At 71.5% G+C, this 13,072-nt stretch carries 12 protein-coding genes; 5 read left to right on the forward strand and 7 right to left on the reverse strand.

The genetic code is table 11. The features are described from left to right. Positions 1-118: 118 nt before the first annotated feature. The 4 genes from ABT070_RS00410 to ABT070_RS00425 all read left to right on the forward strand — a co-directional run bounded on the left by ABT070_RS00410 (position 119) and on the right by ABT070_RS00425 (position 4,909). A complete protein-coding gene (locus ABT070_RS00410) occupies positions 119-1,444 on the forward strand; it encodes a DUF2252 domain-containing protein (protein WP_351752544.1) in 1,326 nt (441 codons plus the stop codon). 68 nt (positions 1,445-1,512) lie between these two features. Continuing rightward, entirely contained in the window at positions 1,513-2,205 is a 693-nt protein-coding gene (locus ABT070_RS00415) for a hypothetical protein (protein ID WP_351752546.1), read from the forward strand. Positions 2,206-2,313: 108 nt separating this feature from the next. Then, the gene (locus ABT070_RS00420) at positions 2,314-3,126 is read left to right on the forward strand and encodes a thioredoxin domain-containing protein (RefSeq protein WP_351752549.1); all 813 of its coding nucleotides are present in this window, start codon (positions 2,314-2,316) and stop codon (positions 3,124-3,126) included. Between the two features lie 103 nt (positions 3,127-3,229). Then, positions 3,230-4,909 carry an alkaline phosphatase D family protein gene (locus tag ABT070_RS00425; protein WP_351752552.1) on the forward strand — a complete coding sequence of 560 codons (1,680 nt, stop codon included), beginning with the start codon at positions 3,230-3,232 and terminating at the stop codon, positions 4,907-4,909. A 90-nt stretch (positions 4,910-4,999) separates the two neighbouring features. Here the strand turns inward: ABT070_RS00425 and ABT070_RS00430 are convergent, their stop codons facing one another. Continuing rightward, positions 5,000-5,569 carry a dienelactone hydrolase family protein gene (locus ABT070_RS00430; protein ID WP_351752554.1) on the reverse strand — a complete coding sequence of 190 codons (570 nt, stop codon included), beginning with the start codon at positions 5,567-5,569 and terminating at the stop codon, positions 5,000-5,002. Between the two features lie 98 nt (positions 5,570-5,667). Between ABT070_RS00430 and ABT070_RS00435 the strand changes: the two genes are divergently transcribed. Further along, positions 5,668-6,780 carry a mechanosensitive ion channel family protein gene (locus tag ABT070_RS00435; protein WP_351752556.1) on the forward strand — a complete coding sequence of 371 codons (1,113 nt, stop codon included), beginning with the start codon at positions 5,668-5,670 and terminating at the stop codon, positions 6,778-6,780. 3 nt (positions 6,781-6,783) lie between these two features. Here the strand turns inward: ABT070_RS00435 and ABT070_RS00440 are convergent, their stop codons facing one another. The 6 genes from ABT070_RS00440 to ABT070_RS00465 form a co-directional block, all read right to left on the reverse strand. Continuing rightward, positions 6,784-7,524 (reverse strand): SDR family NAD(P)-dependent oxidoreductase, encoded by a 741-nt coding sequence (locus tag ABT070_RS00440; RefSeq protein ID WP_351752559.1) that lies wholly within the window; start codon positions 7,522-7,524, stop codon positions 6,784-6,786. Between the two features lie 92 nt (positions 7,525-7,616). Continuing rightward, a complete protein-coding gene (locus ABT070_RS00445) occupies positions 7,617-9,203 on the reverse strand; it encodes a Na+/H+ antiporter (protein ID WP_351752561.1) in 1,587 nt (528 codons plus the stop codon). A 66-nt stretch (positions 9,204-9,269) separates the two neighbouring features. After that, on the reverse strand, positions 9,270-9,743 hold the full coding sequence (locus tag ABT070_RS00450; RefSeq protein WP_351752564.1) for a GNAT family N-acetyltransferase: 474 nt from the start codon (positions 9,741-9,743) through the stop codon (positions 9,270-9,272). Continuing rightward, on the reverse strand, positions 9,740-10,684 hold the full coding sequence (locus tag ABT070_RS00455; RefSeq protein ID WP_351752566.1) for an RluA family pseudouridine synthase: 945 nt from the start codon (positions 10,682-10,684) through the stop codon (positions 9,740-9,742). Before ABT070_RS00455 ends, ABT070_RS00450 begins: the two co-directional genes overlap by 4 nt. 75 nt (positions 10,685-10,759) lie before the next feature. Continuing rightward, a complete protein-coding gene (lspA, locus tag ABT070_RS00460; RefSeq protein WP_351752568.1) occupies positions 10,760-11,356 on the reverse strand; it encodes a signal peptidase II in 597 nt (198 codons plus the stop codon). Between the two features lie 67 nt (positions 11,357-11,423). Beyond that, the gene (locus ABT070_RS00465) at positions 11,424-12,491 is read right to left on the reverse strand and encodes a TraR/DksA family transcriptional regulator (protein WP_351752571.1); all 1,068 of its coding nucleotides are present in this window, start codon (positions 12,489-12,491) and stop codon (positions 11,424-11,426) included. Positions 12,492-13,072: the final 581 nt, after the last annotated feature.

Raw genomic sequence — 13,072 nt, forward strand, 5'->3', positions numbered from 1 at the left:
CCCGGGATGCTCCCCCGCGTACCTTCACCGGAGGGAAACGGGCACTCCCGCGTCCCTTCGTCCGTTGGAGACGGCAGAGACGCTGTCGTCCATGCACTGCACCAGGAGGCACCCAGCGATGTCGGTTCCGCAGCTCAACGACGAGCACCGCGGCGAGGAGATCCTCGCCGTCTTCGACACCGCGTTCGGCGAGCTCCTGGCCGCCGACCCGGCCGCGTTCCGGGTGAAGTTCCGGAAGATGGCGGCCTCGGCGTTCGCGTTCTACCGGGGTACCGCGGGCCTCTTCTACCACGATGTCGACGCCGAGAAGCGGGGCGGCCCGTTCCTGGACGAGCGCACCTCGCGCGTGTGGATCCACGGCGACCTGCACGCGGAGAACTTCGGCACGTACATGGACGCGACGGGCCGGCTGATCTTCAACGTCAACGACTTCGACGAGGCGTACGTCGGCCCCTTCACCTGGGACCTGAAGCGCTTCTCCGCGTCCATCGCCCTCATCGGGTACGCGAAGGCGCTCGGCGACGAGCAGATCAGCGATCTGGTGGAGGTGTACGCGGGCGCCTACCGGGAGCGGATCCACGCGCTGGCCACCGGCGCCAAGAGCGACGAGGTGCCGCCCTTCACCCTGGACACCGCGCAGGGCCCGCTGCTGGACGCGCTGCGCGACGCCCGGTCGCTGACCCGCTTCGGGCTGCTGGACTCGATGACGGAGATCCGTGACTTCGAGCGCCGCTTCGCGGCGGGCGGCGGCTCCATCGAGCTGGACGCGGCCACCCGCTACAAGGTCCTCGCGGCCTTCGACGGCTATCTGGAGACACTGCCGGAGACCTCCCTGACCCGCCCGGACTCCTACCGCGTGAAGGACGTCGTCGGCCGCCGGGGCATCGGCATCGGCTCGGCCGGCCTGCCGTCGTACAACATCCTCCTCGAGGGCCACAGCGACGCCCTGGAGAACGACGTCGTGATCTACATCAAGCAGGCCCAGACGCCGGCCGTCTCCCGGCACATCACGGACCCGGCGATCCGCGACTACTTCCAGCACGAGGGCCACCGCACGGTGATCTCCCAGCGCGCCCTCCAGCAGCACGCCGACCCGTGGCTGGGCTGGACCGAGCTCGGCGGCGCCGGCCAGCTGGTCGCCGAGGTCTCGCCGTACGCGGTCGACCTGGACTGGGGCGACATCGACGACCCGGAGGAGATCGCGGGCGTCGTCGCCGACCTGGGCCGGGCCACGGCCACGATGCACGCGGCGGCGGACGACACCTCCGGCGAGTCCCTGGTGCCCTTCTCCACCGAGCGGGCCATCGACGCGGCGATCGCGGCCGACGAGGACGGCTTCGCGCCGCTCCTGGTCGAATTCGCGCACACGTACGGCGCACGGGCGCGTGCCGACCACCAGATCTTCGTCGACCTGTTCCGCAACGGCCGGATTCCAGGTCTCTAACGGTCCGCCTTCTCACAGGGACCCTTTAGGGGTCTCCTACAGGAGCACGTGACACACTCTCCTCCGCTATGGACATATCCGGGACCCGCCTCAGAGCCGCGCGCGCGGCGCTGTTCACGGCATGCGTCGTGACGCTCAGCACCGCGTCGCACGTGCTGCTGTCCCGGGCCCCGCTGCCGCTCAACACGGTGGCCGCCGTCGCGGCCGCCGTGTTCGCCCTCGCGTACGTCCTCGCCGGCCGCGAGCGCGGCTTCGGGCGGATCGCCGCCCTGCTCATCCCGCTGGAGCTGGCGGCCGACACCGTCTTCACCACCGGCCAGCACGTCTGCTACGGCCGTGCGGGCGGCCCGGTCGCCGGCCCGCTGGCCTCGGTCGGCTGGGACGTGCTGTGCGGCGACGGCACACCCGTCGGCACCCCGCTGGCCCAGGTCACCGGCACCGACACCGACCGGCTGGGCGGGCTCCTCGCCCACCCCGACCCGGCCGCCGCGTGGCTGCTGCTCGGCGCGCACCTCTGTGTCGGCCTGATCGCGGCCGCCTGGCTGCGCCGGGGCGAGCGGGCGCTGGCCCAGCTGCTGCGGGCGGCGGGCGCGACCACCTTCCGGCCGCTGCTGCTGGCCGTCGCCGCCGTGACCGTACGCCGCGCCCCGGCGGTCCGCCGCCTGCCGCGGCCCACCCGCCGGTCGACCACCGTCCGTGAGCGGATTCTCGTGCACTCCTTGGGTCGGCGTGGACCGCCGTGCTCGCCCGCCGCGGTCTGAACAGACCTTCACGTCTGTGCCAGGCCCGGCCGCCCGAGCACCACCCGGTCCCGCAATCCCCCACGAACTTCCGCGTACGAAGAGTGCGCGTCCCCTTTGGAGAACACCATGAGCAAGCGGAACAGCGCGCAGGCGAAGACGGCGGCCCGGGAGCGGCTGCGCATCGAGCGTGAGCGCGAGGCCAAGCGGTCCAAGGTCAGGCGTCAGATCATCGTCGCCTGCTCGGTCGTCGCCGTGCTCGCCGCGGCCGGCGGCATAGGTTACGCCGTCGTCCAGGCCAACAAGCCCGGCTACTGGGAGGACGCGGCGAAGGCCAAGCTGGTCGCGCCGGCCAACACCGGCGGCAAGAACGGCACGACGGTCGTCATGGGCAAGGCGACCGCCAAGAAGACGCTCGTGATGTACGAGGACCCGCGCTGCCCGATCTGCGCCTCGTTCGAGCAGACCGTCGGGGCGACGGTGAAGACCGACTACGACGCCGGCAAGTTCAAGCTCCAGTACGTCGGCGCGACCTTCCTCGACCGCAGCCTGACCGGCGAGGGCTCCAAGAACGCGCTCAGCGCCCTGGGCGCCGCGCTCAACGTCGGCCCCGAGGCGTTCCTCGAGTACAAGACCGCGCTGTACTCGGCGAAGTACCACCCCGAGGAGACCGAGGACAAGTTCAAGGACGACTCCTACCTGATCAAGGTGGCGGACACCGTCGCGGCCCTGAAGGGCAACACCAAGTTCCAGAGCGCCGTGAAGAACGGCACCTACGACCGGTGGGCGCTGGAGATGTCCAAGACGTTCGACAAGAGCGGCGTCTCGGGCACCCCGACGCTGAAGATGGACGGCAAGACGCTGACCGGCTCCGACGGGCAGAACGCCCCGATGACGGTCGCCGACTTCACCACGGCGGTCGACGCGGCGCTCAAGGGCTGATCGGGCTCCGGCCGGATCCTGATCCGACACTCCGAGGAAGAGCGGGCGAACTTTTGGGAGTTCGCCTGCTCTTTTGTCGTACCGGTCAGTAATCTGATCGCCCGTGACCAGTCGACACAGATCCTCCGAGAGCGCCGACACCCCGTCAGAGCGCCCCGACTCGCTTTCACCGCGCCGCCGTACGGCGCTCAAGGCCGTGGCCGCCACCGCTGTGCTCGCCGGCCCGCTCGCCGCCGCGCTGCCGGCCCGTGCCGCCGAGGCCCCCGTCTTCCTGCACGGCCTCGCCTCCGGCGACCCGCTGCCCGACGGCGTCCTGCTGTGGACCCGGGTGACGCCCACCGCCGAGGCGATACCCGGCTCCGGACTCGGTCCGGCCACCGACGTGAGCTGGGTCGTCGCCACGGACAAGGCACTGACGAACGTGGTGTCCCGGGGCTCCACCACCGCCTCCGCGGCGACCGACCACACCGTCAAGGCCGACATCCGCGGTCTCGCGCCCGCCACCGACTACTGGTTCCGTTTCTCGGCCGGCGGCACCGACTCCCCGGTGGCGCGCACCCGCACCGCGCCGGCGGCGGACGCCGCCGTGCCCGGCCTGCGCTTCGGCGTGGTGTCCTGCGCCAACTGGGAGGCCGGCTACTTCTCCTCGTACCGTCACCTCGCGGCCCGTGGCGACCTGGACGCCTGGCTGCACCTCGGGGACTACATCTACGAGTACGGCACCGGCGAGTACGGCACGCGCGGGACCGTCGTACGGCAGACGGCGCCCACGCACGAGATCCTCACCCTCGCCGACTACCGCACCCGGCACGGCAAGTACAAGACCGACCCGGACCTCCAGGCCCTGCACGCGAAGGCGCCGGTCGTCGCGATCTGGGACGACCACGAGTTCGCCAACGACACCTGGTCGGGTGGCGCCGAGAACCACACCGAGGGCACGGAGGGCGCCTGGCCGGCTCGTCAGGCGGCCGCCAAGCAGGCCTACTTCGAGTGGATGCCGGTCCGGCCGGCCATCGCCGGCACCACCTACCGCCGGCTGCGCTTCGGCAAGCTCGCCGACCTGTCCCTGCTGGACCTGCGGTCCTTCCGCTCGCAGCAGGCCGCCGTGGGCAACGGCACCGTCGACGACCCGGACCGCACGCTCACCGGCCGCGCCCAGCTCGACTGGCTGAAGGCCGGGCTGAAGTCCTCCGACACCACCTGGCGGCTGGTCGGCAACTCGGTGATGATCTCGCCGTTCGCGATCGGCTCGCTCTCCGCGGACCTGTTCAAGCCGCTCGCCAAGCTGCTCGGCCTGCCCCAGGAGGGCATCGCCCTCAACACCGACCAGTGGGACGGCTACACCGACGACCGCCGTGAGCTCCTGGCCCATCTGCGTTCCAACGCCATCCGCAACACCGTCTTCCTGACCGGTGACATCCACATGGCGTGGGCCAACGACGTGCCGGTGGACGCCGGGACGTACCCGCTGTCGGCCTCGGCCGCCACGGAGTTCGTGGTCACCTCGGTGACCTCGGACAACCTCGACGACATCGTGAAGGTCCCGGAGGGCACGCTCACCGCCATCGCCTCCCCGATCATCCGGGCCGCGAACCGGCACGTCCACTTCGTCGACACCGACCGGCACGGCTACGGCGTCCTGGACATCACCGCCGAGCGCGCCCAGATGGACTACTACGTGCTGTCCGACCGCACCAGCACCACCGCGACCTCCGCCTGGTCCCGCTCGTACCGCACGCGCACCGGCACCCAGAAGGTGGAGCGCACCTACGACCCGGTCTAGATCCGCGTCCGGGTCCGGGTCCATGTCCGGGTCCGGGTTCGAGGCCGTGTCCAGGTCCGAGGCCGGGGCAGGGTCCGGGGCAGGGCCCTGCTAGAGCGTCTCGAGGAAGCCGAGCGCCACCCGCCAGGTGGCCTCGGCGGCCTCCTCGTCGTAGTCGGGCAGGTCGGGGTCGGTGTACAGGTGCCCGGCTCCCGCGTACCGGTAGACCTCCACGTCGGCGCCCGCTCTGCCCATCTGGAGATACCAGGCGCTCAGCCAGTCGTCGGTCTCGAACTGGTCCGGCTCCGCGACATGCAGCTGCACCGGGAGGCCGTCCACCGAGACGTTCGGCGCGAGGTCCGAGGTGCCGTGCAGGAGGAGCAGGCCACGCGCCCTGGCGTCGCCGAGGGCGAGGGTCTGGGCGATCGACGCGCCGAGCGAGAACCCGGCGTACACCAGCCCGCGCTCCGAGTAGGGCGCCGCCGCCAGGACGGCCCTCTTCAGCAGCTCGTCCTTGCCGATCTCCTCGTTGTACGCCATGCCCTCCTCGACCGTGTCGAACGTGCGTCCCTCGAAGAGGTCCGGCGTCCACACCTCGTGCCCGGCGGCGCGCAGCCGGTCCGCCGCGGCGCGCACCGCGGGCCGCGGACCGTAGGTCGAGTGAAAGAGCATGATGTTCATGTGCCCATGGTGCCAGCCTGCACCGACAACCCCGTGCGTGCGCCTCCTCACAGAAACCGCATGTTCAGGACCCCTCCGACCCGGTTACGTTCGAAGGCATGGAGAACCTGCTCCGCCCCGTGATCGTGGTCGGCGGCTCGGTCGTGCTGACAGTCCTCATCGGCTGGGCCACCGACCGCCTGCTCTGCAAGGCCGACCGACGGCACCCCGAGACCCCCATGTGGGGTCTGCTGCGCCGTGGCCGCATCCCCTATCAGCTCGTGCTGTGCGCGGCGATGCTGAGAGGGTCCTACGACGCCGCCCAGATGCTGGAGGACCATCGGACCGGCATCGGCCAGTTCCTCACCCTGGTGCTGATCGGCTCGGCGGCCTGGCTGGTGATCAGGATCGCGGCGGCGATCGTCGAGACGTCGTACTCGCGCTACGCGCGCATGCACCGCGATCCGGCCCGGGTCCGGCGGGTGCGGACCCAGGTGTCGCTGATCATGCGGGTGGTGTCGGCCGTCGTCGGGGTCGTCGCGGCGGCCTCGATGCTGCTGACGTTCCCCGCCATGCGCGCGGCGGGCGCCTCCCTGCTGGCCTCGGCCGGAATCCTCGGCATCGTCGCCGGTGTCGCCGCCCAGTCGACGCTGAGCAACATGTTCGCCGGTCTCCAGATCGCCTTCGGCGACATGGTGCGCATCGGCGACACGGTCGTGGTGGACGGTGAGTGGGGCACGGTCGAGGAGATCACCCTGACCTTCCTGACCGTGCGGACCTGGGACGAGCGCCGGATCACGATGCCGGTCTCGTACTTCACCTCGAAGCCCTTCGAGAACTGGTCGCGCGGCACCCCGCAGATGACCGGCATCGTCTACTGGCACGTCGACCACGCGGCGCCGGTGGAGGCGATGCGCGAGAAGCTGCGCGACATCCTGCGCGAGTGCCCCGCCTGGGACGGCCGTGCCTGCGGGCTCGACGTCACCGACACCACGCCCAACACCATGCAGGTGCGGGCCCTGGTCACGGCGAAGGACGCCGACGACATCTGGACGGTGCGGGTCAGGGTGCGCGAGGAGATGATCCGCTGGCTGTCGAAGGAGCATCCGTACGCGCTCCCGAGGGTCAACACGGCCGATGCCGCGCTGCCCCCGGGCCGCCTGCCGAGTCAGTCCTCGTCCCCCGACGGTGCGGCCCGCCGCGTCCACGAACCGCCGCGCACGGGCCGCTGAAGGTCAGTTCCCGCGCTCCGCACCGCCGTTGACCTGGACGACCTGCGAAGTGACGTGACCGGCGCCCGGGGAGGCCAGCCAGTGCAGTGTGGCGGCGATGTCCCCGGGCGTCCCGGCGCGTCCGGTGAAGGTCTCGCCGACGAGCCGCTCGCGCCGCGCGGGCTCGATGGCGCCCCCGAAGAACCCGGTGTCCTCGACATACCCCGGGGCGACGAGGTTCGCGGTGATGCCCCGGGGGCCCAGCTCCCGGGCGAGATCACGGGCGTACGGGTGCAGCGCGGCCTTGGCGCCGCCGTAGGCCCCGCTGCCGGACCCCCGGTAGGCGGCGATCGAGCTGACGAACAGCACCCGGCCGCCCGGCGAGGCGAGCCGCTCCTTCAGGGCCTCGGTGAGCAGCGCGGCGCTGAGGGTGTTGCTGCGGAAGTTGACGGTCCAGTTGTGCGCGACACGGTCCAGCGGATCGGCGCTGTCGCCGGGCGGCTCCAGATGTCCGGCGCCCCCGGCACTGTGGATCAGCACGTCCACGGTCCCGAACTCCGCCTCCACGAACCGGGCGACCCCGCGCACCTGCTCCGGCTCGCTCAGGTCCGCGGCATAGCCGAGCGCCCCGGCCACCCCGGCCTTCTCCAGCACCTCCGCCCGCCGCCCGAGCAGCAGCACCCGGTCCCCGTCCGCGGCGAAGACCTGCGCCGCCGCGAGCCCGATTCCTGTCCCGCCTCCGCTGATCACCACGTTGCGTGCCATGAGCCGAGCGTAACGAGGAGTGCCGACAGGGGTCGTGGCGGTTTACGCGACTGCCATGAACCGGGCAGCCGCAACAGGCGTGCCCGGTCGGCTCACTTGAGGCTGCGCACGTCCAGATGCCGCAGCACCCGGTCCACGATCTCCGGATCGGAACCGGGTTCGCTGCGCGCCGCGACCACCTCGTGCCGGGCCGCGCTCAGCATCTCCGCCTGGATCCGCCGTACCCGCTTCAGCCTCCGCACCCGCTGATCGTGCCCCTCACGCCGTTCGTCCTCGCCGACGTCCGGGCTGATCCGCAGCCCGATGTCGAAGGCCCGCCGCAGCATCTGCTCGGACAGCTCCTCCGGCAGGTTCTCCTCGGCCTCGATCTCCCGCAGCCGGCGCTTCGCCGCCTTCGCCGCCCGTACCGCGAGCTCCTTCTCGAACTCCTTCTCGCGGTCGGTGTCCGACTGCACGCCGAGGCGCTTGACCAGCCACGGCAGGGTCAGTCCCTGAAGGACCAGTGTCGCCATGATCACACCGAACGCGATGAAGATGATCTCGTCGCGGTCGGGGAAGGGCCCGCCGCCGTCGGTCTCCAGCGGAACGGCCAGCGCCAGCGCGACCGACGCCACCCCGCGCATCCCGGACCACCACATGACGAGGGTCTCCCGCCAGTTCGTCGGAATGTCCTCGAGGTGGTCCTGTCGGGCGTGCAGCCGTTGCGTCAGCCAGGTCGCCGGCAGCAGCCACAGCAGCCGTACGACGACGACCACGGCCACGATCACCGCCGCCCAGCCCAGCATCTCCCCCCACCGCCCGGACGCCGTCCGGATCGCGTTGTGCAGCTCCAGGCCGATCAGCCCGAACGCGACGCCCGTGACGAGGGTGTCGATGATGTCCCAGAAGGTGTGGCCGGCCAGCCGGGTCAGCACGTCGTCGGGGTCGGTGGCGTACTCGGCGAGGAACAGGGCCGTGGTCAGGACGGCCAGCACCCCGGACCCGTGGAACTCCTCCGCCAGCACGTACGAGGCGTACGGCACCAGGAGCGTCAGCCCGATCTGCAACGTCGTGTCGCCGAGGACGTCCAGCAGCCTGTTCGCGCCCCAGCCGAGCGCGACACCCACCGCCACCGCCACCACCGCGGACAGCACCAGGTCGAGACCGGCCTGCCACGGCGAGAACGAGCCGCTCACGGCCGCGGCGATCGCGACGTGGTAGAGCACGATGGCCGTCACGTCGTTGAACAGCCCCTCGCCCTCCAGGATGGACACCAGCCGGCGGGGCAGCCCCAGCTGTCCGGCCACGGCGGTGGCGGCCACCGGGTCGGGCGGCGCGACCAGCGCGCCCAGCGCGACGGCCGCGGCGATCGGCAGGCCCGGCACGATCGTGTGGGCGACGGCCGCCACGCACACCGTCGTGACGAACACCAGCGCCACGGCCAGCAGGAAGATGGGCCGCACGTTCGCCGCGAACTGCCGCCACGAGGTCCGCCGCACCGCCGCGTACAGGAGGGGCGGCAGCAGGAGGGGCAGGATCAGGTCCGGCGGGATCTCCACGTTGGGCACGAAGTCGAGCACCGCGAGGACGATCCCGAGCAGGGTCATCAGCACCGGAGCCGGCAACCCGAACCGGTCCCCGACCGGAACGCTCACCACGGCCCCGAGCAACAGGACGAACAACAGGGCCAGCTGGTCCACGGTCAGCGCTCCGGGTCTAGACGATCAAGAACATCCAGACCTCCAGCGTCGCACGGCCGCCGTCCGCTACAGAGAACGCCGCATGGACCGGTGCGGAATCCCCGCCTCCATGTCCTCCGGCCCGTACGCCACGTACCCCAGCCGCTCGTAGAACCCCAGTGCCTGCGTCTGTGCGTGCAGGTCCACGGCGGTGAGCCCCAGCGCGCGTGCCGCCTCCTCGATGGCCCGCACCAGCGCGACCCCGACGCCCAGCCCGCGCGCCTCGCGTGTCACGGCGAGCCGCCCCAGCGAGCCCACCGACGGGTCGCCGCCCGTCCTGGCGGCGGCCGCCTCGCCGTGCAGCAGCCGCCCGGTGCCGAGCGGCAGCCCGTCCTCCCGGACCGCCAGCACATGGACGGCCCCGGCGTCGTGCGCGTCGTACTCCAGGTCCTCGGGCACACCCTGCTCGCCGACGAAGACCTCCTTGCGGACCGCGAAGCACGCCTCCCGGTCCGCGGGGTCCTCGGCGACCCGCACCGCGTACCCCTGGACGCCGCTCATCCGTAGGTCTCCTCGCGGACCTTCTCCAGGGCCTTGGCCAGGTCCTCGGGATAGTCGCTGGCGAACTCCGCCCACTGCCCGTCACCGGGGTGCTCGAAGCCCAGCCGCACGGCGTGCAGCCACTGGCGGGCCAGGCCCAGCCGCTTGGAGAGAGTGGGGTCGGCGCCGTACGTCAGGTCGCCGACACAGGGGTGGCGGTGGGCGGCCATGTGGACGCGGATCTGGTGGGTACGGCCCGTCTCCAGCTTCACGTCCAGCAGGGAGGCCGCGCGGAAGGCCTCGATCAGGTCGTAGTGCGTGACGGACGGCTTGCCCTCGGCCGTGACCGCCCACTTGTAGTCGTGGTGCGGGTGCCGGCCGATGGGCGCGTCGATGGTGCCGCTGGTCGGGTCGGGGTGGCCCTGGACGAGCGTGTGGTAGCGCTTGTCGACCGTGCGCTCCTTGAACTGGCGCTTCAGCGACGTGTACGCCCGCTCCGACTTGGCGACCACCATCAGCCCCGAGGTGCCGACGTCGAGGCGGTGCACGATGCCCTGGCGCTCGGCGGCACCGGAGGTGGAGATGCGGTACCCGGCGGCGGCGAGTCCGCCGATGACGGTCGTCCCGCTCCAGCCGGGCGACGGGTGCGCGGCCACGCCGACCGGCTTGACGATCACGACCACGTCGTCGTCGTCGTGCACGATCTCCATGCCCTCGACCGGCTCGGCGACGATCTGTACCGGCGCCGGCGCCGGCGGCATCTCGACCTCGAGCCAGGCGCCGCCGATCACCCGCTCGGATTTGCCGACCACCGAGCCGTCGACCGTGACCTTCCCCGCTGCGGCCAGCTCGGCGGCCTTCGTACGGGAGAAGCCGAACATGCGGGAGATGGCGGCGTCTACGCGCTCGCCCTCCAGGCCGTCCGGCACGGGCAGGGTACGGGTCTCGGGAATCGTGCTCACCCGTCGAGTATGCAGGACGGCACCGGTACCGCCGTACGGCCCTGTGGACAACCGCTGTGGACAACCGCCGGGCGGTCAGTCCTTGTGGACGGTCCCGTCCGGGTCCAGACCCTTGAAGGACAGCAGCACGATCAGGATGCCGCCGCAGACGATCGCCGAGTCGGCGAGGTTGAAGACCGCGAAGTGCTTCGGGGCGATGAAGTCCACGACCGCGCCCTCGAAGACGCCCGGCGCGCGGAAGATCCGGTCGGTGAGGTTGCCCAGCGCGCCACCCAGCAGCAGCCCCAGGGCGATCGCCCAGGGCAGGCTGTAGAGCTTGCGGGCGAGCCGGGCGATCACCACGATCACGGCCGCCGCGATCACCGTGAAGATGATGGTGAAGGCCTCGCCGAAGCCGAAGGCCGCGCCCGCGTTGCGGATCGCCTCGAACTTCAGCCAGTCCCCGATGATCTCGATCGGCGCGTGATGCTCCAGCTTGGCGACCACGATCATCTTGCTGACCAGGTCGATCACGTACGCGAAAGTGGCGACGGTGAAGAGCACGGCGATCCGGCGCTTGCCCCTGGACCTCGCCCCGGTGCTCTCCTGCCCGTCCGTGCCGGACGACTGTTCCGGCTCGGATCCCGCCTCTGGGGTTTCCGGCGTACCGATGACGCGCTCCGCCTCTGCCACGTGAGTCCCTCAACCTAGGTACCTGACTGAGCACGAGGGTACGGCACGCCCCCCGGCAGCCAGGTGATCAGTACCGGCGCTCCTGCTTCTGCTTGCACTCGACGCACAGCGTGGCCCTCGGGAAGGCCTGCATCCGGGCCTTTCCGATGGCCTTGCCGCAGTTCTCGCACAGGCCGTAGGTGCCCGCGTCCAGCCGTTCCAGGGCGTGCTCGGTCTGGATCAGCATCTCGCGCGCGTTGGAGGCGAGCGCCAGTTCGTGCTCACGCGTGATGTTCTTCGTCCCGGTGTCCGCCTGGTCGTCGCCGGCGCCGTCCCCGGAGTCCCGCATCAGCCCCGTGAGGGCCGCCTCGGACGCGGCGAGCTCCGCCCGCAGCCGCCCCTGCTCGGACTCGAGCTCCGCGCGGGCCTCCTCGACCTCCCCCGGCGTCCACGGCTCCTCGCCGGGGCGCACCGCGAGCTCGCCGGGCTCCACCGCCGCGAGGCGTGCCTTGGGAACAGCGGTCTTCGCCGCCGTGGCCGTACCCGGAGTCTTCTTCGCAACCACAGTCGTGGCTCCCGTCTGCTCCGCGGCCGAGGCCGCGCCCACCTTCTTGGCCGTGCTCTTCCTGCCCGCACTCGTCCCGGTCACGCCTTCGGCGCCGGCGATCTTCTCGGCCGCCGCCTTCCCGGCGGCGACCTTCCTGCCGCCGGCCTTCTTGGCGGCCGCCTTCGTGGCGGCCGTCTTCGTGGCAGGCGCCTTCGTGGCAGGCGCCTTCTTCGCGGTCGTCGTCTCCGCCGCGGCCGTCTTCTTGGCTGCGGCCTTCTTGGCGACCGTCTTCTTGGCGACCGTCTTCCTGGCCGCCTTCTTCACCGCGCTCTTCTTCGCGGCGGGTGCCTTCCCGGCCGGCCCGTCCCGCTCGGCGGGCTCCACCGACTCCGCCTCCGACTCCGCCGCCTCCTCCTCCACAGGTCTTCGGGCCACCGCCTTCGTGCCCGCCGCCTTCTTCGGTACCCGGGCCGCGACGGACCGCACCGTCTTCACGGCCCTGGCGTCGTCGGCCGCGCCGCCGGAAGCCCCGAAGGGCCCGGAAGCACCGGAGGCACTCGTGGAGCTGCCGGACGCCGACTGCTGTACGGCGGTCTTCTTCGCCACCATGGCCGCGGCCCCTTCACATATTGTGATCTTGCACGCGAATCGTGCTGGGACGATAAATCGACTTGGAGCCCGCGGCAACGGGGCGCACCGCCCGATTCGCCCGCCTCGCGCACGCTGCGCGGCAGGCCTGCAACCGTTGTGCCCAGCTCGCCGCCGGGTAATCCGCCGAGTCGGGCGGCCCGGAATCCGAGCGACCGTACCGTCACACAAAGCCACCATTCGGGTCATCGCGGACCGGGCCGTCCGCCAGGCCCCGCGCCCCCGAAAACCCGTCGGCCGCCGTCGCCGAGGAGCCGTACACTGGGCGGAGCGAAAAGCGTGGATGGGGACGAGTAGCGGCGTACGCAGCCCAGAGCGACCCGGGGACGGTGGAAGCCCGGGGGCGAGCGCGACGTGAAGATCACCCCGGAGCCGCCGGAGGAAAGCCGCAGCCGACAGGCGAGGGCCAGTAGAACCGGCATCGCGACCCCAATGAGGGGGCTCACCGGCGCACAGAGCGCACCGGAGGGCCAAGGAGGGTGGTACCGCGGGAGCGCGCCGCACACGGCGTAGACAGGCAAGTCGGCTCTCGTCCCTCCGAC

Source organism: Streptomyces sp. NPDC002884 (assembly GCF_040295245.1).
GTDB lineage: Bacteria > Actinomycetota > Actinomycetes > Streptomycetales > Streptomycetaceae > Streptomyces.

What these genes read in the sequence shown, in the direction of transcription:
- ABT070_RS00450 (WP_351752564.1), bottom strand. Translation starts at nt 9,743, where the DNA reads ATGAGCGGCGTCCAGGGGTACGCGGTGCGGGTCGCCGAGGACCCCGCG.
- ABT070_RS00420 (WP_351752549.1), top strand. Translation starts at nt 2,314, where the DNA reads ATGAGCAAGCGGAACAGCGCGCAGGCGAAGACGGCGGCCCGGGAGCGG.
- ABT070_RS00410 (WP_351752544.1), top strand. Translation starts at nt 119, where the DNA reads ATGTCGGTTCCGCAGCTCAACGACGAGCACCGCGGCGAGGAGATCCTC.
- ABT070_RS00465 (WP_351752571.1), bottom strand. Translation starts at nt 12,491, where the DNA reads ATGGTGGCGAAGAAGACCGCCGTACAGCAGTCGGCGTCCGGCAGCTCC.
- ABT070_RS00430 (WP_351752554.1), bottom strand. Translation starts at nt 5,569, where the DNA reads ATGAACATCATGCTCTTTCACTCGACCTACGGTCCGCGGCCCGCGGTG.
- ABT070_RS00435 (WP_351752556.1), top strand. Translation starts at nt 5,668, where the DNA reads ATGGAGAACCTGCTCCGCCCCGTGATCGTGGTCGGCGGCTCGGTCGTG.
- ABT070_RS00440 (WP_351752559.1), bottom strand. Translation starts at nt 7,524, where the DNA reads ATGGCACGCAACGTGGTGATCAGCGGAGGCGGGACAGGAATCGGGCTC.
- ABT070_RS00415 (WP_351752546.1), top strand. Translation starts at nt 1,513, where the DNA reads ATGGACATATCCGGGACCCGCCTCAGAGCCGCGCGCGCGGCGCTGTTC.